This is a genomic window from Mesorhizobium sp. f-mel (genome assembly GCF_053850215.1).
Genome location: NZ_JBSPTO010000001.1, coordinates 33,807 through 54,148, shown reverse-complemented (window position 1 = coordinate 54,148; position 20,342 = coordinate 33,807). Strand labels below are relative to the sequence as shown.

20 protein-coding genes and 1 other RNA gene are annotated in these 20,342 nt (G+C 63.1%); 4 read left to right on the top strand and 17 right to left on the bottom strand.

Going from position 1 to position 20,342, the window contains the following annotated elements; all coding sequences use genetic code 11:
- Positions 1-6 precede the first annotated feature (6 nt).
- The 3 genes from bfr to ACWUKX_RS00270 form a co-directional block, all read right to left on the bottom strand.
- Complete coding sequence (gene bfr / locus ACWUKX_RS00280; protein ID WP_065005900.1) at positions 7-492, bottom strand: bacterioferritin; 486 nt, start codon at positions 490-492, stop codon at positions 7-9.
- Positions 458-769, bottom strand: coding sequence for a (2Fe-2S)-binding protein (locus ACWUKX_RS00275; RefSeq protein WP_456002842.1), 312 nt, complete (start codon positions 767-769; stop codon positions 458-460). Before ACWUKX_RS00275 ends, bfr begins: the two co-directional genes overlap by 35 nt.
- 130 nt (positions 770-899) lie before the next feature.
- Positions 900-2,189 carry an imelysin family protein gene (locus ACWUKX_RS00270; protein WP_456004032.1) on the bottom strand — a complete coding sequence of 430 codons (1,290 nt, stop codon included), beginning with the start codon at positions 2,187-2,189 and terminating at the stop codon, positions 900-902.
- 468 nt (positions 2,190-2,657) lie between these two features.
- On the opposite strand from ACWUKX_RS00270, the gene ACWUKX_RS00265 reads away from it, so the two are divergent.
- Positions 2,658-3,908 carry an NAD(P)/FAD-dependent oxidoreductase gene (locus ACWUKX_RS00265; RefSeq protein ID WP_456002840.1) on the top strand — a complete coding sequence of 417 codons (1,251 nt, stop codon included), beginning with the start codon at positions 2,658-2,660 and terminating at the stop codon, positions 3,906-3,908.
- A 156-nt stretch (positions 3,909-4,064) separates the two neighbouring features.
- Here the strand turns inward: ACWUKX_RS00265 and ACWUKX_RS00260 are convergent, their stop codons facing one another.
- The 12 genes from ACWUKX_RS00260 to ffs form a co-directional block, all read right to left on the bottom strand.
- Positions 4,065-5,342, bottom strand: a complete 1,278-nt coding sequence (locus ACWUKX_RS00260) for a 4-aminobutyrate--2-oxoglutarate transaminase (protein WP_456002838.1) — start codon at positions 5,340-5,342, stop codon at positions 4,065-4,067.
- Between the two features lie 139 nt (positions 5,343-5,481).
- A complete protein-coding gene (locus ACWUKX_RS00255) occupies positions 5,482-6,231 on the bottom strand; it encodes an ABC transporter ATP-binding protein (protein ID WP_455838364.1) in 750 nt (249 codons plus the stop codon).
- A complete protein-coding gene (locus ACWUKX_RS00250; protein WP_287335680.1) occupies positions 6,228-7,061 on the bottom strand; it encodes an ABC transporter ATP-binding protein in 834 nt (277 codons plus the stop codon). Before ACWUKX_RS00250 ends, ACWUKX_RS00255 begins: the two co-directional genes overlap by 4 nt.
- A gap of 25 nt (positions 7,062-7,086) precedes the next feature.
- The gene (nikC, locus tag ACWUKX_RS00245; RefSeq protein WP_456002836.1) at positions 7,087-8,007 is read right to left on the bottom strand and encodes a nickel transporter permease; all 921 of its coding nucleotides are present in this window, start codon (positions 8,005-8,007) and stop codon (positions 7,087-7,089) included.
- Entirely contained in the window at positions 8,004-9,071 is a 1,068-nt protein-coding gene (locus ACWUKX_RS00240; protein WP_456002834.1) for an ABC transporter permease, read from the bottom strand. The genes nikC and ACWUKX_RS00240 overlap by 4 nt, the downstream gene beginning before the upstream one ends.
- Positions 9,072-9,089: 18 nt before the next feature.
- Entirely contained in the window at positions 9,090-10,733 is a 1,644-nt protein-coding gene (locus tag ACWUKX_RS00235) for an ABC transporter substrate-binding protein (RefSeq protein ID WP_456002832.1), read from the bottom strand.
- 223 nt (positions 10,734-10,956) lie between these two features.
- Complete coding sequence (locus ACWUKX_RS00230; RefSeq protein WP_456002830.1) at positions 10,957-12,234, bottom strand: lytic murein transglycosylase; 1,278 nt, start codon at positions 12,232-12,234, stop codon at positions 10,957-10,959.
- A gap of 170 nt (positions 12,235-12,404) precedes the next feature.
- Positions 12,405-13,010, bottom strand: coding sequence for a recombination mediator RecR (recR, locus tag ACWUKX_RS00225; RefSeq protein ID WP_023802085.1), 606 nt, complete (start codon positions 13,008-13,010; stop codon positions 12,405-12,407).
- A gap of 82 nt (positions 13,011-13,092) precedes the next feature.
- Positions 13,093-13,998 carry a cell wall hydrolase gene (locus ACWUKX_RS00220; protein ID WP_456002828.1) on the bottom strand — a complete coding sequence of 302 codons (906 nt, stop codon included), beginning with the start codon at positions 13,996-13,998 and terminating at the stop codon, positions 13,093-13,095.
- A gap of 258 nt (positions 13,999-14,256) precedes the next feature.
- On the bottom strand, positions 14,257-14,580 hold the full coding sequence (locus ACWUKX_RS00215) for a YbaB/EbfC family nucleoid-associated protein (RefSeq protein ID WP_029356983.1): 324 nt from the start codon (positions 14,578-14,580) through the stop codon (positions 14,257-14,259).
- 86 nt (positions 14,581-14,666) lie between these two features.
- Positions 14,667-16,490, bottom strand: coding sequence for a DNA polymerase III subunit gamma/tau (locus tag ACWUKX_RS00210; protein WP_456002826.1), 1,824 nt, complete (start codon positions 16,488-16,490; stop codon positions 14,667-14,669).
- Positions 16,491-16,595: 105 nt separating this feature from the next.
- Positions 16,596-16,692, bottom strand: an RNA gene (ffs, locus tag ACWUKX_RS00205) — signal recognition particle sRNA small type.
- 248 nt (positions 16,693-16,940) lie between these two features.
- On the opposite strand from ffs, the gene ACWUKX_RS00200 reads away from it, so the two are divergent.
- The 3 genes from ACWUKX_RS00200 to ACWUKX_RS00190 are packed head-to-tail and all read left to right on the top strand — an operon-like array spanning position 16,941 to position 18,649.
- The gene (locus tag ACWUKX_RS00200) at positions 16,941-17,360 is read left to right on the top strand and encodes an HIT domain-containing protein (RefSeq protein WP_456002824.1); all 420 of its coding nucleotides are present in this window, start codon (positions 16,941-16,943) and stop codon (positions 17,358-17,360) included.
- A gap of 34 nt (positions 17,361-17,394) precedes the next feature.
- Positions 17,395-18,336: an NAD(+) diphosphatase gene (gene nudC, locus ACWUKX_RS00195; protein ID WP_456002822.1), complete on the top strand. Its 942-nt coding sequence runs from the start codon at positions 17,395-17,397 to the stop codon at positions 18,334-18,336.
- 19 nt (positions 18,337-18,355) lie between these two features.
- On the top strand, positions 18,356-18,649 hold the full coding sequence (locus ACWUKX_RS00190; protein ID WP_456002820.1) for a Dabb family protein: 294 nt from the start codon (positions 18,356-18,358) through the stop codon (positions 18,647-18,649).
- A 45-nt stretch (positions 18,650-18,694) separates the two neighbouring features.
- Here ACWUKX_RS00190 and ACWUKX_RS00185 read toward each other — a convergent pair whose 3' ends face one another.
- Together ACWUKX_RS00185 and ACWUKX_RS00180 are read right to left on the bottom strand one after the other, a co-directional pair.
- A complete protein-coding gene (locus ACWUKX_RS00185; RefSeq protein ID WP_287092971.1) occupies positions 18,695-19,348 on the bottom strand; it encodes a glutathione S-transferase family protein in 654 nt (217 codons plus the stop codon).
- Positions 19,349-19,494: 146 nt separating this feature from the next.
- Entirely contained in the window at positions 19,495-20,298 is an 804-nt protein-coding gene (locus ACWUKX_RS00180) for an alpha/beta hydrolase (protein ID WP_456002818.1), read from the bottom strand.
- Positions 20,299-20,342: the final 44 nt, after the last annotated feature.

The window sequence follows — 20,342 nt, the reverse complement described above, 5'->3', positions numbered from 1 at the left end:
ATGTCCCTATTCCGCTTCGTCGGCCGATGCGGCGTTGAGCTGGCCGTATTTTTCCTCGCCGATCGAGGCGAGCAGGTCGAGTTGCGTCTCGAGGAAGTCGATGTGACCTTCCTCGTCGGACAGCAGATCCTCGAACAGCTTCATCGTCACGTAGTCGCCTGCTTCGTCACAAATCTCGCGCGAGCGTTTGTAGGCAGTGCGCGCGTCATATTCGCCGGCAAGATCGGATTCGAGCACTTCCTTGACATTCTGTCCGATACGCAGCGGTGCTACCGACTGCAGGTTCGGATGACCTTCAAGGAAGATGATGCGGGCCACGATCCGGTCGGCATGGTGCATCTCCTCGATCGATTCCGCGCGTTCCTTCTTCGCCAGCTTGGCGTAGCCCCAGTCTTCCAGCAGCCGGAAATGCACCCAGTACTGATTGACCGCTCCAAGTTCCAGAAACAGAGCTTCGTTAAGCCGCTCTATGATCTGCTGTTCGCCTTTCATCGGTTCTGCTCCCGTATTGGACGCGCAGGCCTCTGACGCGATCCAGGTGTGAAACGACATCCACGCCGCTCGCCTCCGAGCGGGCGTGGTAATTTTCGGTTACCCGAATGATCGTTTCGACCACATTTGGGAAGCAGCCGCAACAGCGACCACGCTTCTGCATGGCATGATAGATCTTCGCCGGCACGATAAGTTGCCAGGGATCCTGATCCAGCAGCCCGACGATCGTCTGCTCAATCTCCTTCTCGGTGATGATATTGCAATGGCAGATCAGCATTATTTGCTCTGTATGGCTGACGGCGCGTGCTCGGCGCCGTGTGGCTTATTTTCTCAATCGAACCGAAAACCGCTTTCCACTTTTTTACGCGGACCTTCGGTTCGGGATCGTGCTCGAGGCTCTTGACGCCTTATTGGAACACCTTGTCTGGAGCATCGAGGCTGTCCGAGTCCTCGAAGGCGATGGCATTGAGTTTCAGGGTGCCGACGGCGCGTTCGATCGACTTGGTCTGGTCGACCAGCGCATCGATCGCCGCCTGGACTGTGGCGTTGCCTTCAATGTTGCCTTCGCCGATCTGCTGGTCATAAGCCTCGCCGCCAAGCGCCCGCGCCTTGATGGCTTCCATCTTGGCGACAGTGACATCGAGCTTGTCCGACAGTTCCTTGTCGATCGCCGGATCGGCCTCCTTGACCATGTCGGATACCGAGGGGCCTTCGACGACGGTGCCGTCGAGGCGCGTGTAGCTGCCACGGTAGGCGGCACGAATGCCGACGGCATCGTAGAGATGGGAATCGTAGGTGTTGTCGGAGAAGCAGTCGTGCTCCTCTTCCGGATCGTGCAGCAGCAGGCCGAGCTTCATGCGCTCGCCGGCAAGTTCGCCATAGGACAGCGAGCCCATTCCGGTGAGGATGGTCGAGATGCCTACTTTCGGCTCGCCATCGACAAGGTTCTTGCGGGCGGCGCCGCCATCCTTCCACTCGTTGACCATGTCCTGCAGATCGGAAACCAGAAGGTCGCTCGCCGACTTCAGGTACTGCGCCCGACGATCGCAATTGCCGCTGGTGCAGTTGGCGAGATCGTAGTCCGTATAGGGCCGTTCGCCCGCGCCCGGGCCAGTGCCGTGCAGGTCCTGGCCCCACAGCAGGAATTCGATAGCGTGGTAGCCGGTCGCCACATTGGCCTCGATGCCGCCGGCTTCCTGCAGCGTGCCGGAGAGGAACTCCGGAGTAAGATTGGTGGCGTCGATCTTCTTGCCGTCGACCTCAATCGACTTGTTGGCGATCACATTGGCGGTGTAGAGCGCATTCGCATCCGACTCGGTGCCGTAGCCGGCAGCGACATAGTCGATCAGGCCTTCGTCCAGCGGCCAGGCGTTCACCTTGCCTTCCCAGTCGTCGACGATGGCGTTGCCGAAGCGGTAGACTTCGGTCTGCTGATAGGGAACACGCGACGCCTTCCAGGCCTCGCGGGCGGCAGTCAGCGTTTCCACCGAAGGCTTGGCAAGCAGCGCGTCGACGGCCTTGTCGAGCGCCTGCGCCGCCGTCAGCGAATCCTCATATTTGGCGAGCGCAATGTCGGAATAGGTCTTGATGACAGCCTTGGCATCGGTTTCCGCCTTGGCCGGCAGCACGAATATCGCCGCCGTCAATGCCGCCGTGGCGCCGATCGCGGCGAGCCTGCCATATCGTGCCGTGATCATCGCTCTCATGATTGTCATCTCCTCGGAATTCAGTGAAATGCCGGCGCCAAAGGCGCGTCGGCAGGCAATCGGCACCAAGGCAGGTCCATGCCATTGGCCGAGAAACAGCCCGCGGCATAGCGCGGTTTGCGGAAGAAAGACATCGAAATGCCTCCAATCGAAAGGGTTCAAGGCCCAGACATCAAAGGGATGCGCTTGACACGCAAGGTTCCATAAAGCGATGAAGGCGCGGGAAGTCAACCGATTTCAGAGAGAAAAGCCAATCGAAACAACAGTTTAGAATTATTCTAAACTGCAAGTGTCAACTTTAGCCGCATTTTAGCTTGTCGTCATTAACAGCACTATTGATGGACCGCCATTCCGGGTGCGACCTGCAAAGGTGGTCTTGCGGCGGGGTCAGACAATTGCCACGTGGCGAGACGTCCTAGACTTGGACGAAGAATTGGGGATGAGGAAATTGGGGCTGCGATGAACAACGGTGTGGTCATTATCGGTGCGGGTCATGCGGGCGTGCAAGCGGCCGCCAGCCTGCGCGAGGACGGTTACGACGGACCCGTGATCCTCGTCGGCGACGAGAATGAACTGCCCTATCACAAGCCGCCGCTGTCGAAGACCTTCATCAAGGATCAAGAGGCCAAACCGCAGCCGCTGCGCGGCGAGGCCTTTTATACCGGAAGTACCATCGACTACCGGCCGGGCATCAGGGTCGACCGCATCGATGCCGGACGCAGGCTGGAGCTATCAGGTGGCGGCGTGCTGCCTTTCGACCGACTGATCCTGGCGACCGGTTCGCGGCCGCGAATCCTGCCGCTGCCGGGTTCGGAGCTTTCAGGCGTGGTGTCGTTGCGCTCGCTCGCCGACGCGCGGCTGATCCGCGCGTTGAGCGCGCAGAGCGAGGATGTGGTCATCCTCGGCGGCGGCTTCATCGGACTGGAGATCGCCGCGACGCTCAAAGCGGCCGGCCGCGAGGTCACCGTGGTCGAGGCGGTCGACCGGCTGCTCGGCCGGGCAGTGGCGCCGGTCATCGCGAGGCACGTGCGGCAACGGCTGGAAGCGATTGGCGTGCGCATCCTCACCGGCACCACGATTGCGCGGCTCGAAGGCGAGAACGGCCATGTCTCGGCCGCGATCACCACATCCGGCGAGCGCCTGCCGGCGCAGATGGTCATCGTCGGTATCGGCGTCGTGCCGAATGTCGAACTGGCCCAGGCCGCCGGCATCACAATCGCCAACGGCATCCGCGTCGACCAGCAGATGCGCACGTCAGTCCCCGAAATCCTCGCCATCGGCGATGCCGCCTCCTACCGGCACTGGCTCACCGGCAGCGATGTGCGGCTGGAATCGGTGCAGAATGCGACCGACCAGGCGCGTCTTGCCGCGCGCACCATCGTCGGCCATGCGGACGCCTTTGCGGCGGTGCCATGGTTCTGGTCCGATATCGGCGACATGAAGCTGCAGATGGTCGGCCTGATTTCGGGCGGCGACAGCCATGTCGTGCTGGGCGACGTCAACGAGAACAAATTCTCGATCTACCATTATGCTGGAAATCGTCTGCTCGGCATCGAATCGGTCAACCGGCCGGGCGACCATATGCTTGGCCGCAAGATGCTCGGCGCCGGCTTCTCGCCGACGCCGCAGATGGTTGCGACGGGGCCGGATGGACTGAAGGCGGCGCTCGCCGCCTTCCAGAAGGAAGAGCCTGTCCGCGCCGCTGAATAGGATATGTTGATATTCAGGTGATGCCGGCTTGCGAACGGTGGTTTCCTGCGCTTCCGGTACTCACGGACCCAAATGTCCGCTCCGTTCCGGTTCTCGGGACCCAACATTCTCGGCTCGGCCTGACCTGAATCTCAACACATCCCAAGAAGGCGAGGGTCAGGCGGCCCGGACCTCACGGATCGAGCTTTCCAGGATGTCGAGCGCTTCGTTCATGACGCCGTCCTGGATGGTGATCGGCGCGAGGAAACGGATGACGTTCCCGTAGACGCCGCAGGTGAGCAGGATCAGGCCCTTGTCGAGCGCCTTCAGCCGGAGCGCATTGGCGATCTCGGCCGACGGCAGGCCCTTTTTGACATCGTTGAACTCGACCGCGTTCATGAAGCCGGAGCCTCTGATATCGACGATCTCGGGCGTGTCGTCGCGCATCGATTGCAGCCGCTGCTTCAGTCGCGCGCCCAGCGTGTTGGCGCGGTCGCAGAGTTTTTCCTCATCGATCACGTCGAGGACCGCATGCGCTGCGGCGACGCCGATCGGGCTGCCGCCATAGGTGCCGCCGAGCCCGCCCGGGTTCGGCGCATCCATGATCTCGGCACGCCCGGTGACCGCCGACAGCGGGAAGCCGCCGGCGAGGCTTTTGGCCATGGTGGTGATATCGGGCGCCACCTCGTGGTGATCCATGGCGAACATCTTTCCGGTGCGAGCAAAGCCGGTCTGCACCTCGTCGGCGATCAACAGCATGCCGTGCTGGTCGCAGATCTTGCGCAGTGCCGACATGAACTCGCGCGGCGCCTCGTAGAAGCCGCCCTCGCCCTGCACCGGCTCGACGACGATGGCCGCGACTCGGGCCGGATCGACATCGGCCTTGAACAGGCGGTCGAGCGCGGCCAGCGAATCGGCGACCGAGATCCCGTGCAGCGCCACCGGGAACGGCGCGTGGAAAACATCGGCCGGCATGGCGCCGAAGCCGACCTTGTAGGGCACGACCTTGCCGGTCAGCGCCATGCCCATGAAGGTGCGGCCATGGAAGCCGCCGGCGAAGGCGATGACCGCCGGCCGACCTGTGGCGTTGCGGGCGATTTTGACGGCGTTCTCCACCGCCTCGGCGCCGGTGGTGACGAAGATGGTCTTCTTGTCGAACTTGCCCGGCAGCATGCCGTTCAGCCGTTCGGCCAGCCTGACATAGCTTTCATAGGGCACCACCTGGTGACAGGTGTGGGTGAAGCGGTCGAGCTGCGTCTTGACCGCCTCGATCACCTTCGGGTGACGATGGCCGGTGTTGACGACGGCGATGCCGGACGAGAAGTCGATGTAGCGGCGGCCTTCGACATCCCAGATTTCCGAGTTCTCGGCGCGGTCGGCATAGATTTGCGTGGTCATGCCGACGCCGCGCGAGATCGACTGGTTCTTGCGTTCGGAAATGGCTGAATTCTTCATGATGTCCCTCGCCGGGCCGGCGCCCGTTCTCGTTTGGATGATTGCCGGGAATTGTTCTGATCTTATTTCATGTTTTCCTCAAGTTGGCACCGCCGCCGGGTCGTTGGGCCTGCTGCCGTTAGCGTCGCTGAAATTTGATTCACGCCGTCCTGACAAACCCGTCGCTGGCCCGCAAGAGATTGCGCGTGTAATCCTTGGTCACGTGACGCTCGACGAGGTCGTCCGCGGTGAGGTGCTCGACCGCCTCGCCGTTCTGCATCACCATCAGCCGCTCGCACATATGGGTGATGATGGCGAGGTCGTGGCTGACCATCAGGAAGGTGAGCTTGCGCCGCCGGCGGATCTCCTCCAGCAGATTAAGCACTTCGGCCTGCACCGACGCGTCGAGCGCCGAGGTCGGCTCGTCGAGCAGCAGGATCGACGGTTCGAGGATCAGGGCGCGCGCAATCGCCACGCGCTGGCGCTGGCCGCCCGACAATTGATGCGAATAGCGGAAGCGGAAGCCGGTTCCCAAACCGACCTCGTCCAGCGCCCGCTGGATGCGCTTTTCGCCATCGGCAAAGCCGTGGATGGCGAGCGGCTCCTGCAGCAGGCGGTCGACGGTCTGGCGCGGATGCAGCGAGCCGTAAGGGTCCTGAAAGACCATCTGCACCTCGCGATAGAAAGCCTTGTGGCGGCGCGCGCCGAGTTTTTTTCCGTTGACCGTGATGCTGCCCGAAGCGATCGGCGCGAGACCGGCGATTGCCCTCAGCAGCGTCGATTTGCCGGAGCCGGATTCGCCGACCAGGCCGAAGGATTCGCCTGATTGCACTTCGAGGCTGACGCCCTTCAGCGCGCGAAACCGGTCGAAGACCACCTCCAGCCTGTCGACGGAAAGCGCTGATGTCATGCCGCCCACTCCGGCTTGCGGTCGAGCACCGGCAGCGGGTGACGGTCGGCGCCGATCTTGGGCATGCAGTTGAGCAGGCCGCGCGTATAGGGATGCTGGGCACGGCCGAGTTCCGACGCCGCCAGCTGCTCGACGACCTTGCCGGCATACATGACGATCACCCGGTCGCAGAAGGACGAGACCAGGCGCAGGTCGTGCGAGATGAAGATCAGCCCCATGCCGCGCTCGCTGACCAGCCTGTCGAGAATGCCGAGCACGTCGAGTTGCACAGTGACATCGAGCGCCGAGGTCGGCTCGTCGGCGATCATCATTTCCGGCCCGGCGATCAGCATCATGGCGATCATGGCGCGCTGGCCCATGCCGCCCGACACCTCGTGCGGATGCAGGTCGAAGACACGGGCGGGATCGCGGATCTGCACCGCCTCCAGCATGGCGAGCGCGCGGTCGCGGGCTTCGGCCTTGCCGACCTTCTCATGCGTGCGCAGCGTCTCGACGATCTGACGGCCGATGCTCATCACCGGGTCGAGCGAATATTTCGGATCCTGCAGGATCATGGCGATGCGTTTTCCCCGCAACGCACGGCGGTCGCGAGGCGAGGCCGTGAGTAGGTCGATGCCGTCGAAAGCAAGTTTCCTGGCGGTGACCTCGGCCTGCGGCGGGGTCAAGCCCATGATGGCGCGGCCGGTCTGCGACTTGCCGGAACCGCTCTCGCCGACGATGCCGAGCCGTTCGCGGCCGAGCGAGAAGGAGACGCCGCGCACCGCTTCGATGCGGCCGGTACGCGTCGGAAAGGTGACGCGCAGATCGTCGACGTCGAGAAGCGTGCTCATTGATCACGGCTCATGGGGTCGCCGCTCATTGGTCGCCACTCCGGGGGTCGAGCGCGTCGCGGAGGCCGTCGCCGAGCAGGTTGAAGCCGAGGCTGACTATGAGGATGGCAAAGCCCGGTGCGCCAGCCACCCACCACTGGTCGAGCACGAAGCGGCGGCCCGACGCGATCATCGCTCCCCATTCCGGCAGCGGCGGCTGCGCGCCGAGGCCGAGGAAGCCGAGACCAGCCGCGGTCAGGATGATGCCGGCCATGTCGAGCGTCACCCTGACGATCAGCGAGGAGATGCAGAGCGGCATGATGTGGCGCAGCACGATGCGAAACGGCGAGGCGCCCATTAACTGCACCGCCTTGATGTAGTCCGAATTGCGTACGGTGAGCGTTTCGGCACGTGCGATGCGGGCATAGGGCGGCCAGGAGGTGATGGCGATGGCGAGCACCGCGTTTTCGATGCCGGGGCCGAGTGCCGCGACAAAGGCCAGCGCCAGGATCAGCTTCGGAAAGGCCAGAAAGATGTCGGTGATGCGCATCAGGATCGCATCGATCCAGCCGCCGGCATAGCCGGCGACGGTGCCGACCAGCAGGCCGATAGGGGCGGCAATGACGGCGACGAGAATGACGACGTAGAGCGTCCAGCGCGAACCGAAGATGACGCGCGAAAGGATGTCGCGGCCGAGGTCGTCGGTGCCGAACCAGTGCTCGGCACTTGGCGCCAGCAGGCGCGAGCCCTTGAGGTCGCCGAATGTTGGCGAATAGGGCGCCAGCACATCGGCAAGGGCTGCGACCACCAGCAGGGCGATGATGATGAGCAGACCGAGAAACGCCAGCCGGTTGGCGGAAAAGCGCCGCCACGCCACATAGGCGCGGCCGAGCCTTGCCTGCATGCGCGAGGCCGGCCGCTCGCTGAGCAGCCAGTCGCGACGGCTTTGTATCGCTTCAACGCTCATCGTACCTTGGTCCTTGGGTCGAGCACCCGGTAGAGCAGATCGGACAGGAGGTTGATGCCGATGAAGACCGAGCCGATGACGATGGTGCCGCCGAGCACCGCGTTCATGTCGGCATTCTGCAGGGAATTGGTGATGTAGAGGCCGATACCCGGCCAGGAGAACACGGTCTCGGTCAGCACCGAGCCTTCGAGCAGGCCGGCATAGGAGAGCGCAATCACGGTGACCATCGGCACCGCCGCGTTACGCAATGCGTGGCCCCAGATGATGCGCGTCTCAGACAGGCCCTTGGCGCGCGCCGCGACGATATATTCCTGGGCAAGCTCGTTCAGCATGAACGAGCGGGTCATCCGGCTGATGTAGGCGAGCGAGAAATAGCCAAGCAGCGAGGCCGGCAGGATGATGTGGCGAAAGGCGTCGCGAAACACATCCCACTGCCGCTGCCACAGCGCATCCAGAAGATAGAAGCCGGTGATCGGCGTGAAGGTGTATTCGTAGACGATATCGAGGCGGCCGGGAAAAGCCACCCATTGCAGCCTGGCATAGAACAGCACAAGCGCCAGCAGTCCCAGCCAGAAGATCGGCACGGAGTAGCCGACCAGGCCGATGATGCGCACGATCTGGTCGATGATGCTGCCGCGCCGGACCGCAGCCAGCACGCCGAGCGGCACACCAAGGAATGCACCGATCAGCGTTCCCAGCGTCGCCAGCTCGATCGTCGCCGGAAAGGCGCGGCGAATGTCGGTCATGACAGGATTGGTGGTCAGCACCGAGGTGCCGAAATTGCCGTTCAGGGCATTTTTCACATAGATGTAGAACTGCTCGACCAGCGGCAGGTCGAGACCCATCTCGCGGCGGGTGCGCTCGACGACATTGGCAGGCGCCCGGTCGCCGAGCACTGCCAGCACCGGGTCGATCGGGATCACCCGGCCGATGAAGAAGGTCACCGCAAGAAGACCGAGATAGGTGGTTATCGCGATGACCAGGAAGCGGGCGATCGCCGACGCGACAGCGACAGCACGGGCGCTACCGCGCCCTGCCGTCGCTTCGCTTTCAACAGTGCTCATGCGGCGCGTCCGCGGGAATCACTCCTTGGAGATCTGACCGACGAAATTGGTGTCGAAGCTCGGGCCGAGCGCAAAGCCCTTGAGGTTCTTGCGCAGGCCGGCCACTTCCAGCTGCTGGTGGATGATGATGAAAGGACTGGTTTCGAGGACCTTCTTCTGCAGATCCTGGTACATTGCGGCGCGCTTGGCCGAATCCTTCTCGAGCAGGGCCGCTTCCGTTTCCTTGGTCAAGTCCGGAATGTCCCAGGCGTTGCGCCAGGCGAGCGTCTTGGTCTTGCCTTCATCCGAATTATCCGGGTTGCTGGCAAAGGTCTGGGCGTTGGAGTTCGGATCGAAATAGTCCTGGCCCCACTGGCCGATATAGATGTCGTGATTGCGGGCGCGGTATTTGGTCAGCGTCTGCTTGCCGTCGCCGGGGATGATCTCCAGCTTGATGCCGGCCTGTCCCAGCGTCTGCTGGATCGATTCGGCCATGCCTGTCTCCGGCTGTCTGCTGCGCACGTCCATGGTGACACTGAAGCCGTCGGCGAGGCCGGCCTTGGCAAGCAGTTCCTTGGCCTTGGCGACATCGAATTTGAACGGATTCTCGTCCAGTTCCCCGAGCACGCCTTTCGGCAGGAAGGTCTGGTGGATCTCGCCGATGCCCTTGAGGATAGTCGAGCTCAAGGCATCGTAGTCGACAAGATATTTAAAGGCCTGGCGAACCTCGGGCTTGGCGAGGTTCGGATTCTTCTGATTGAGGCTGATGTAAAAGACCGTGCCCTTCGGCGCGCTGGTGGTGGTGAGATCGGCGTTCTTGGCGATGGCGTCGAGGTCGTTCGGCTCGAGATTGCGGGCAACGTCGATGTCGCCGGCCTCCAGCGCCAGGCGCTGGCCCGAGCTTTCCTTCATGTTGCGATAGATGACGCGGGCAAGCTTGGCCTTTTCGCCGTGATAATTGTCGTTGCGCTCCATGACGACGACCTCGTTGGCCCGCCATTCGCGCAGCTTGAAGGCGCCGGAGCCGGCATAGCCGGTCTTCAGCCAGGCGTTGCCGAAGTCATTGTCGTATTTGTAGTCGGCACTCGGCGTCACCGCGGCGACATGTTCCTTGACCAGCTTGGCGTCAACGACCGAGGCGACGGTTGCCGACAGACAGTTCAAGACGAAGCTCGGCGCATAGGCCTTGTCGACAGTGAACTGGAACGTCGTGTCATCGACGGCCTTGGCCTTCTCAGTGACGTTGTCGCCATTGATGCCGAACTGCCCGATGATGAAGGCCGGGCTCTTGTCGAGCTTGATGGCGCGCTCGAACGAATAGGCGACATCCGCTGCGGTGATCGGGTTGCCCGAGGCAAATTTCAGGCCGGGCTTGAGCCTGAAGGTGTAGGTCAGGCCGTCGTCGGAGACAGTCCAGCTTTCGGCGAGATCGCCCTTGACCTTGGACGTATCGCTGAGATCGAGGCGGACAAGAAGATCGTAGGTGTTGCCGGTGACCTCTGCAGTCGAGAACTCGAACGCCTCGCCCGGATCCATCGAGATGATGTCGTCGATCGCCAAACCCTCGACCAGCGTGTCGGCGGGCGTGACGGCAAGGGCCGGCGCACCGGCCAGAAGCAGCGCGGACATGGCTGCGCCCGCGAGCAAGATGCGGGAGCGTAGAGCAAACTTTTCCATCATCATTTTTAACTGTTCCCTGTTTTTGTTGACCTGAGTTCCCGGCTCAGGGTTTTGGCATTTATTTGCCAAATCGAACGGTGACCCTGAACCGGTCGTCTTGGTGATTTTTATCCAGTTCGGCCTCACCATATCCGGCGGTTTCAGGCGCGGCAACGAGCATTTGCAAAGCTGTTTGTTGGACCAGATCAGGCAGCCACCACCGCCGAAAGCGACACCCGCAGTGCAGCTATTTCAACGCGGTGACCAGGTCGGCGTCGGGAAAACAGGTGGCGGCGCGACCGTTCCCGGCCTGCCATTTGCCGATCGACCGGCGCGTCTTGAAGCCGGGCAAACCGTCGGCGCTGCCGACATCGTGGCCCTCGGCCTCCAGCGCCCGCTGCAAGGTGGCGATATCAGACCTGTGGAGCCCGCCGACCGCGCCCCAACGCCCTGAAAAATTGCTGTCCCCGTGGGCGATGCGGTCAGCGCCATGACCAATGAACAGGGCGTAGAGATCGCTGGTGTTGTATTGCTTCAGCACGTAGAAATTGGGCGTGACGATGAAGGCTGGACCGCTGCGCCCAGCCGGCATCAAGAGAAAGCCTTCGGCCTTCAACTCGCGCGCCGGAAATGGTCTTGCCGCGACGCGCATGATGCCCATATCAGCCCATTCGGAAATCCTCTTGCCCTGGTCCGGACCTTCGAGCGAGCAGGAGACCGCTTCCGGCACCGTCACCTCGAAGCCCCAGCCGCGGCCTTTCACCCAGCCATAGTGGACGAGATAGTTGGCGATCGAGGCCAGCGTATCCGGCACCGAGTTCCAGATGTCGGCCCGACCGTCGCCATCGAAATCGACGGCATGTCTGAGGAACGAACTCGGCATGAACTGCGGCTGGCCGAGCGCGCCTGCCCAGGACGATTTCATCGCGCCGACCGGGGCCAGCCCACGCTCGACGATTTCGAGTGCCGCCATAAGCTCGGTGCGGAAGAAGTCCTTCCTGGTCGCCATGAACGCCTTGGTGCCCAGCACTTCGAAGGCGTCGTAAGGCATCTTCGCCGCGCCAAAACCGCTCTCGCGGCCCCAGATCGCCAGCAGCACCTCGCCCGGCACGCCGTAGCGCTTCTCGATCGCGGCGATCGTCCTGGCATTGGCCGCCTTGAGCGTGCGGCCACCGGCGGTCACGGCGCGAACCGTCTTTTCGGCGAAATAGGCGCCGGGCGAACCGAACTCCGCCTGATGCTGCTTCTGCGGCGTCTTCGCCTTTTTGCCCGGCATCACCAGGTCGGGCAGTTTGAGATTCGGTTTGACACCGTCGAAGGCGGCGTCGAAGGTTTTTCTGGAGATGCCTCTGGCGCTGGCTTCAGGCCAGAGATCGCTGCTGAGCCAGGCGTGGAACTGGTCATCGATTTTTGCGGCGGAAGCGGGGGTGGCGAGGAGGAGGCCAACAAGGACTGCAAAGAGCGAGAGCAGGACCAATCTGAAAGGTTTCCATTCCGTCGCGCCCCCCTCTGTCCTGCCGGACATCTCCCCCACTTGGGGGGAGATTGGCAGCTTTGACCACGGCGCCTTTTCTTCAAGGCTGGAGGTTGGCGAAAGCCGGCGTAACGGCCGATCTCCCCCCTTGTGGGGGAGATGTCCGGCAGGACAGAGGGGGGCGCGAAGGAATGCAATCATCTCAATAGGCCCCAACTCCCTCAAAACGCCGTCCGCGAGCGCAGCGCGGCGGCCAGCGTGCCTTCGTCGAGATAGTCGAGTTCGCCGCCGACCGGGACGCCATGGGCCAGCCGCGTTACTTTGATATCGAAGCCGGACAATTGATCGGTGAGATAATGCGCGGTGGTCTGGCCCTCGACCGTGGCGTTGACGGCAAGGATCACCTCCTTGACCTCCCCACCGGCGACGCGGTCGACCAGCGAGCGAATGTTGAGCTGCTCGGGGCCGATGCCGTCAAGCGGCGACAGCGAGCCGCCGAGCACGTGATAGCGGACATTCATGGCGGCCGCCCGCTCCAGCGCCCACAGGTCGGCCACGTCCTCGACGACGATCAGCGTGCCGGCGTCGCGGCGCGGATCGGTGCAGATCATGCAGGGGTCGGATGTATCGACATTGCCGCAGGTCGAGCAGATGCGCACCTTGTCGACCGCCTCGCTCATGGCAGCGGCCAGCGGCGACAGCAACTGCTCCTTCTTCTTGATAAGGTGAAGCGCTGCGCGCCTGGCCGAACGGGGCCCAAGCCCCGGCACCTTGGCCAGAAGCTGGATCAGGCGTTCGATCTCGGGACCGGCGATTCGCTTCGACATCGCATCGGTTTATGATTTTTTCGCACGCTTTGGAACACTCCAGCGGGGAGCGGCCTGTTCAACGCGTAAGGATGCTGCTGCCTCAGTAGGCTTCCAGCGGCCGGCTCTGGCCGGCGATCATCGCGCCAATGGCATCGGTGTTCTCGGGTGTCGATTCAAACGACATGGTCGGCTCGGCCGACGCCGCCGGGAATGACGTCACAGGTTGCGCACCGGCAGTGCCGCCGAAACGGGCCGCGTCCGGCTCCTGCATCGGCTCTTGCATCGCCACAAGCGTCGCCTTCTCTGGCGTCGCCTTCTCCAGAGTCACCTTTGCGGGTTGCGATGCGACCGCGGTCACATAGGTTGCCTTGGCGAATTTTGCCTTGGCGACCGGAGCGGCGGAGGCCACGAGCGTCACAGGCGCTGCGCGCGCCGGCGCCCGCGGCGCGGACTGTGCCACCGCGACCGTCGGCTCGTCAGGCAACGGTTTCCAGTTCCGGCCGCGTTTTTCATAGAAGGCGTTGCCGCCGGCAACCATGGTGTAGTGCATGTTCTTGTAGGGGAAACGCAGGCCGGCGGTGTGAAAGAACATCGTGTTCTTCAGCTTGGCCTTGCGCTCGCCCCTGAGCACCGCCTCGGCGGCCTCCTCGACGTCGGGCATCGCCTTCGAATTCATCTGCCGTGTCATCACGCCCGGTGCGAACTGGCCGCGCTCGCCGACCACCTGGCAGATGGTGTTGCCGTGCTTGCCGGAACGCAGCCGGTTCATGACCACCGTGCCGACGGCAATCATGCCGTCACGGCTCGACCGGTTGGATTCGAAGAACATCGCGCGCTGGAGGCACTCCTTGTCCTTCAGTGTGTGACGGTAGGGCCGGGATCTGACGGCATCGGTCAGGCTGGCCATCGACAGGCTGTGCGAGGTGGTCTGACTGCAAGCGGCCAAGAACAGCGGAGAGGTGATGACGCCGAGCAACAACGGCGTCTTCCATCGGGTCGCGATCAAAGATATCCCCTCATTCTGTCGCCAGCCCGCCCCTGGTTGCGGCAAGAATGAGACACTTTCAGGCAAAAAGATGGCTAAAGCGTTATTAAGTGCGCGGAGTTGCCGAATGGACACACCGGTGGAGCAAGCGACCGCCGAATCGCGGCACAGCACTCCATGGCCACTATAACGGCATGGGTCCTATCCTAGGATACCCGCAGGGAGCCTTCCCCAAGGCTCGAGCAATGGGTTCAGTCGACCGGCATAGCTATCAACACCTTAGAACGGCAGCTTCATTCCCGGCGGTATCGGCAGTCCTGCGGTCAGTGCCTGGGTCTTTTCCTGCATCATCTGCTCGACCTTGGCCCTTGCGTCATTGTGGGCGGCGAGAAGCAGATCCTCCAGAATCTCGACCTCCTCCTCCTTGAACAGAGACGGGTCGATCTTCAGCGCCTTCATCTCGAATTTGCCGGTCAGCGTCACGCTGACCAGGCCGCCGCCGGCCTGTCCGGTGGCTTCCAGCGTGGCGATCTCGTCCTGCATGGCCTGGAACTTGGCCTGCATTTCTTTCGCCTTGCCCATCAGGCCGAGAAGATCTTTCATCGCTTGGTCCTCTACGATTGATCGTGTGTCTTTTGGTTGAGCATGATCTTCTCCGAAAACCGGCTCCCACTTTTCGGGATCATGCTTTAGGTTTCGTCTTCGTCTGTCGCCGGCTCGATCGGAACCTCTGCCTCCACCGCATCGGCTTCCGGTGCGTCGGGGATGCGCACGTCGATGATCTTGGCGCCGGGAAAACGCGCCAGGATGGCGGCGACGGTCGGGTCGCTCTTGGCGTCGAGGAGGGCGCTTTCGCGTTTGGTCGATTCCATCTCGGCCAGCGTCTGGCCGCCCTCTTCCTTGGACAGCGACACCAGCCAACTGCGGCCGGTCCAGGCGCGCAATTTGGCGGTCAGGTCGTTGAGCAGCATCTTCGGCGCATCATCGGTCAGGCTGACGTCGACGCGGCCGGGCTCGATGCGCACCAGGCGCACGCAGCGCTTCACCAGCACCTTGAAGGCCATGTCGCGCTGGGCGTCGGCAAGCGCGATGATGTCGGCCAGCGATTTCACTGGCACCGGCGGCGCATCCGCAACCGGCTCCGGAACGAAGGCTGCAGGCATCGGCGCGGGTTCGACCAGCCGCATGGTCTGCGCGCCGCCATTGGCCGTCGGCATCCGCGTCTGCGCCACAGCGCTGGCGCCGCCATTTCCGGGACTTGCTGGGCCGGGATTTGCGACGACAGAGCTTGCGGGCGCACCATTCGAGCGTGGCGCGCCGTTGGGCACCGACGCTCCGCTGTCCAGCGATTTCAGCGCCTCGTCCAGTGTCGGCAGGTCGGCGGCATGCGCCAGCCGGATCAGCACCATTTCGGCGGCACTGACCGGCCGGTTGGAGGACTGCACCTCGGGAATGCCTTTCAACAGCATTTGCCAGGTCCGCGACAGCACCCTGACCGACAGCGCCTTGGCGAAATCGGCGCCGCGCCGGCGCTCGTCCTCCGACAGCGACGCGTCCTCAAGGGCCGTCGGCACGAAGCGCAACCGGGTGACGAGGTGGTTGAACTCGGCCAAGTCGGTCAGCACCGCGGCCGGATCGGCGCCGGTATCGTACTGGTTGCGGAACTCGGCCAATGCGGACGCCACATCGCCTTTCATGACATGTTCGAACAGGTCGACAATGCGGGCGCGGTCGGCGAGCCCGAGCATGGCGCGTACCGCTTCGGCGCTGACAGCGCCGCTGCCATGGGCGATCGCCTGGTCGAGAATGGACAGCGAATCGCGCGCCGATCCTTCGGCCGCACGGGCGATCATCGCCAGTGCGTCGTCGTCGACCGCAATGCCTTCTTTGCCGGCGATCGAGGACAGATGCGCGACCAGCGTGCCGGCATCGATACGCCTGAGGTCGAAGCGCTGGCAACGCGACAGAACGGTGATCGGAACTTTTCTGATTTCGGTGGTGGCGAAGATGAATTTGACGTGCGGCGGCGGCTCTTCCAGCGTCTTCAGCAGGCCGTTGAAGGCCTGGGTCGAGAGCATGTGCACTTCGTCGATGATGTAGACCTTGTAGCGCGCCGACACCGGGGCGTAACGCACGCGCTCGATAATGTCTCTGATGTCGTCGATGCCGGTATGCGAGGCGGCGTCCATCTCGATGACGTCGACATGGCGGCCTTCCATGATCGCTTGGCAATGCTCGCCCAGCACGGCAAGGTGGACCGAAGGCTGGTCGACGGCGGCGGTCTTGTAGTTGAGCGCCCGCGCCAGAATGCGCGCCGTCGTCGTCTTGCCGACACCACGCACACCGGTCAGCATCCAGGCCTGGGCGATGCGGCCGGTGGCGAAAGCATTGGTGAGGGTGCGAACCATCGGCTCCTGGCCGATCAGTTCGGAAAAATTAGCAGGACGGTATTTGCGCGCCAGAACGCGATATGCGACTGCCTTTTCCGTTCCCGAATTTCCGGCTTCGCTCATTCGCCCGTAAAGCTCCAAGGGCCGCGCCTGCAGGCGGCCGATTCCTGCGCATAGTTTCGCCCGCAGGGCTTGGCGCCGTCAATGTCGCGGGAGAAAGGCGAAGAGGTGGGAGGCTGGAACAATGACCCGTTCCGGGCTCGTTAGGGCTGCTTCCTTCCGGACCTGACCCGGTTGGCGAGTGGACCGTCCACCACCAACCTCCCGCTTCCATATCGGCAATCCGGCGATGAAATGCAAGGGCGCAGGATTCAATCAGCCGGGAGTGGCGCCGAATGCTGAAACAGAAAACCCGCCTCGGGGCGGGTCATTGGCGCAAATCAGCACCATGCCCAAACCATTAGCATAACTGCCGTCACAAAGCAACGATTCGCTTGCCGCCTCTTGCGGGCCACCGGCAGCCGCTCTAGCGTTCAAAAGTCTAAAAAACACGACAAAAGTGAAGGAAACGCCATGTCGCCGGGCCTTGAGGCCGGATTCACGCTGGATGCTCGTCTGGAGGCGGACAGCGAGCAGTTGATGTGGCTCGGCCTGTGCGAATTGCGGGTGATGAACGACCGCCGCTGGCCGTGGCTGCTTCTGGTGCCGCAGCGGCCGGGCGCGGAGGAAATCCACGATTTGACGCCGCTCGACCAGGCGATGCTGACCTTCGAGACAAACATGGTGGCGCAGGCGCTGAAGACGGTGACCGGTTGCACCAAGATCAACAGCGGCGCACTTGGCAATATCGTGCGGCAGTTGCATGTCCATGTCGTCGCGCGCTCGGAAGGCGATCCCGCCTGGCCGGGCCCGGTGTGGGGGCACGGCATGCGCGAGCCCTACGAGCGCTCGGACCTCCGCCGGTTTGCGCAGAAGATAAAGGCGGCGCTATAAGCCTGTCCCGTGGCCATCCTGAAGTTGAGTCCCCATGAGCTTCCGCCTGTTTGACGCGCCCTTACGCGAGCCGAGCCAATTCGTCGGCTTCGCCGGCAACATGATCGACCGGCAATCGGAAAACCGCGCCGACGATTCCGTCGAAAAGGCCCTCGCCGATCCCTCGGCCAGGCTTTTGCTGATGCATTGCGGGCGGCTCTACCTGAAGCTCAGGGATGGTGGCTTCGACCCCTGGTTCGGCGCCGAGGAAAGCCGGCCGCTCCAGGTGTCGCTCGACCATGGCGTCCTGCTCGGTTTTTCCGACAGCGGCCCGGTGCTCGCCGTGCCGGCCGGGCTCGATCCCGAACAATTGCCGGAGTCGATCAAGGCCATCGACTATCGCTCGGTCTATATGCAGGGGCTGATCGACGAGGCGGCGGCCGGCGCGATGGCGCAAGGAGCAGCGCTGCTCGCCTGGCATGCCAGCCACCGGTTCTGCAGCAAATGCGGCACCGAAGCCGAAATGCGGGCCGGCGGCTACAAGCGACTTTGCCCGGCCTGCGCCACCGAGCATTTTCCGCGCACCGACCCGGTGGCGATCATGCTGACGGCGACCCGCGAAAAATGCCTGCTTGGCCGCGGCCGACATTTCGCACCGGGCATGTATTCGGCGCTCGCCGGCTTCATCGAACCCGGCGAGACGATCGAGGCGGCGGTGCGCCGTGAAACGCTGGAGGAAGCCGGCATCCGGCTTGGCCGCGTCGTCTACCATGCCAGCCAGCCCTGGCCGTTTCCCTATTCGCTGATGATCGGCTGCTTCGGCGAACCGCTCAACGACGACATCCAGGCCGACCTCAACGAACTCGAAGACTGCCGCTGGTTCTTTCGCGACGAGGTGCTCTCGATGCTGGCCCGCGAGCATCCGGGCGGCCTGGTCACCCCGCCGAAGGGGGCGATCGCCTATAACCTCATCCGCGCCTGGGCCGACAGCGCATAAAAACTCATAGGGGGAGCAAGTGATCCGTCACACAGTGGTGTTCAGGCTGAAGCACAAGGACAGCTCAGTCGAGGAGGCAAGATTCCTCGCTGATGCGAAAATACTGGCGGCGATACCGGGCGTCGAAAAGTTCGAGCAGCTGCGTCAGGTAAGCCCGAAGAACGATTATCGTTTCGGCTTCTCGATGGAGTTCGCCGACCAGGCCGCCTATACAGGTTACAACGACCATGCCGACCACATCGCCTTCGTCCGCGACCGCTGGATCCCCGAGGTCGAGGCGTATCTCGAGATCGACTACGCGCCGCTGTCCTAAGATCAGAGTTCTGAACGAGCAAGTTCGTCCCCATAGCGGACCTTATCAGCCGGTCGGTGACGTCCCAGCGAAAACCGCCAACTGAGCGGCGAAAGCACGCTTGTAGGCCGGCCGGGCTTCGCCCCGGGCGACATAGGCGAAGAGGTTCGGATATTCGTCCAGTATACCCGACCCGCTCAACCTTAGCAGCACGTGCACCATCATCAGGTCCCCCGCGCTGAACGCACCGTCGAGCCAGTCGGCATCGCCCAGGCGATCGGAAAGTTCGCCCAGCCGGTCACGGATGCGATCCTCGACCGTAGGCAGGCGCTGTTCGTGCCAGGTCTCGTCGCGCTCCAGGAGCACGGCGGTTTGGCGCTCAAGGATCGGCGGCTCCACCGTGTTGAGCGCGGCAAACATCCATGAGATCGCGCGCGCCCGCGCATTCGCATCGTCCGGCAACAGGCCCGCATGGCGCTCGGCGATATGGAATACGATCGCCCCCGACTCGAACAGGGCGAGATCGCCTTCCTCATAGGTCGGAATCTGTCCGAAAGGATGAAGTGCTCGATGCGCGGGTTCGTTCATCGCTTTGAACGAAACAAGACGAACCTTGTAGGGCTGGCCGACTTCTTCAAGCGCCCAGCGAACGCGCATGTCACGCGCCAGTCCCCTTCCGCGATCGGGCGACCGTTCAAAGGCGGTGATGGTGGGGGTCATTGGAAGGCTCCGGATGATTGCATGACGCCATCGTGCGCGACGTCGTCGATTGAGATCAGTTTCCTCATCTCGTCGCGTCCCTTCTTCGATTGTGGCAACCAAAGGACGAATGTCGAGCCGGAATTCCGACATCTGGGAACTGCTCGTCAATCGCGCGTGACCGCTGCAACGGAGGCGCGTACCGCTCCGGCGAAATCGGGATGGCCATAGAGGTCGTTGTGGCCAGCCGCTATGGCGATGTGGCTGCGCAGATCACGGGCAGCCTCGCGCAGAGGTGCCGAACGTGCGGCAGGAACGATGGTGTCGTTTTCGGCGGTGATTACGGCCGTGGGCACATCGAGGTCGCGCAGGGATTCTGCCGCCTCCATGCGGTGCCGCAGCAAGAGGCGAACCGGCAGCCAGGGATAGTGGTGAGCGGCGAGTTCTCTCAGCGAATCGAAGGGTGTAACCATGACGATGCCGCGCAACGGCCGGGCCGTCGCCAGATCGACCGCAACCGCAGCGCCGACGCTAAGGCCGATGGCGACGATGCCGGCTTTGGCATCGGTGGCCAGGTGGTCGTGGGCGCGTCGGGCGTCCTCGAACAGGGCGGCGGCCGACGGGCTTCCGCTGCTCGGCGCATATCCGCGGTAGTGCAGCGCAGCGACCTGATGTTCTGGGAAAAGCTGGTGCAGCATGAGGGCAAGTGCGTCGGCATTCCAGGCATTGCCGGCGAATCCCAGCAGGAGCGGGCGCGGCGTGGCCGGCGTCTGCCTTGCCGGCAGGCGCACCAGAACGACGCGCTCGCCGTCCTTCGTCGCCAGTTCGACATGGCGGGCCCCGGCCGGCAGATCGGGTCCGAACGCCGCAAGGCCGGCCGGAAAGATCAGCCAGGACTGAAGCACATATACCACGGGGACAACGGCCGCATACAATGCAGCGACTGCGAGCATCAGTTTCAGAAGCCACATCGCAGGAATGTCGCCCGACGCTCGTCACCTGGCAAGGCGCTAGG

Excerpts from the sequence above, each read along its gene's own strand:
- bfr (WP_065005900.1), bottom strand. The coding sequence starts at position 492 with ATGAAAGGCGAACAGCAGATCATAGAGCGGCTTAACGAAGCTCTGTTT.
- ACWUKX_RS00275 (WP_456002842.1), bottom strand. The coding sequence starts at position 769 with ATGCTGATCTGCCATTGCAATATCATCACCGAGAAGGAGATTGAGCAG.
- ACWUKX_RS00270 (WP_456004032.1), bottom strand. The coding sequence starts at position 2,189 with ATGATCACGGCACGATATGGCAGGCTCGCCGCGATCGGCGCCACGGCG.
- ACWUKX_RS00265 (WP_456002840.1), top strand. The coding sequence starts at position 2,658 with ATGAACAACGGTGTGGTCATTATCGGTGCGGGTCATGCGGGCGTGCAA.
- ACWUKX_RS00260 (WP_456002838.1), bottom strand. The coding sequence starts at position 5,342 with ATGAAGAATTCAGCCATTTCCGAACGCAAGAACCAGTCGATCTCGCGC.
- ACWUKX_RS00255 (WP_455838364.1), bottom strand. The coding sequence starts at position 6,231 with ATGACATCAGCGCTTTCCGTCGACAGGCTGGAGGTGGTCTTCGACCGG.
- ACWUKX_RS00250 (WP_287335680.1), bottom strand. The coding sequence starts at position 7,061 with ATGAGCACGCTTCTCGACGTCGACGATCTGCGCGTCACCTTTCCGACG.
- nikC (WP_456002836.1), bottom strand. The coding sequence starts at position 8,007 with ATGAGCGTTGAAGCGATACAAAGCCGTCGCGACTGGCTGCTCAGCGAG.
- ACWUKX_RS00240 (WP_456002834.1), bottom strand. The coding sequence starts at position 9,071 with ATGAGCACTGTTGAAAGCGAAGCGACGGCAGGGCGCGGTAGCGCCCGT.
- ACWUKX_RS00235 (WP_456002832.1), bottom strand. The coding sequence starts at position 10,733 with ATGATGATGGAAAAGTTTGCTCTACGCTCCCGCATCTTGCTCGCGGGC.
- ACWUKX_RS00230 (WP_456002830.1), bottom strand. The coding sequence starts at position 12,234 with ATGTCCGGCAGGACAGAGGGGGGCGCGACGGAATGGAAACCTTTCAGA.
- recR (WP_023802085.1), bottom strand. The coding sequence starts at position 13,010 with ATGTCGAAGCGAATCGCCGGTCCCGAGATCGAACGCCTGATCCAGCTT.
- ACWUKX_RS00215 (WP_029356983.1), bottom strand. The coding sequence starts at position 14,580 with ATGAAAGATCTTCTCGGCCTGATGGGCAAGGCGAAAGAAATGCAGGCC.
- ACWUKX_RS00210 (WP_456002826.1), bottom strand. The coding sequence starts at position 16,490 with ATGAGCGAAGCCGGAAATTCGGGAACGGAAAAGGCAGTCGCATATCGC.
- ACWUKX_RS00200 (WP_456002824.1), top strand. The coding sequence starts at position 16,941 with ATGTCGCCGGGCCTTGAGGCCGGATTCACGCTGGATGCTCGTCTGGAG.
- nudC (WP_456002822.1), top strand. The coding sequence starts at position 17,395 with ATGAGCTTCCGCCTGTTTGACGCGCCCTTACGCGAGCCGAGCCAATTC.
- ACWUKX_RS00185 (WP_287092971.1), bottom strand. The coding sequence starts at position 19,348 with ATGACCCCCACCATCACCGCCTTTGAACGGTCGCCCGATCGCGGAAGG.
- ACWUKX_RS00180 (WP_456002818.1), bottom strand. The coding sequence starts at position 20,298 with ATGTGGCTTCTGAAACTGATGCTCGCAGTCGCTGCATTGTATGCGGCC.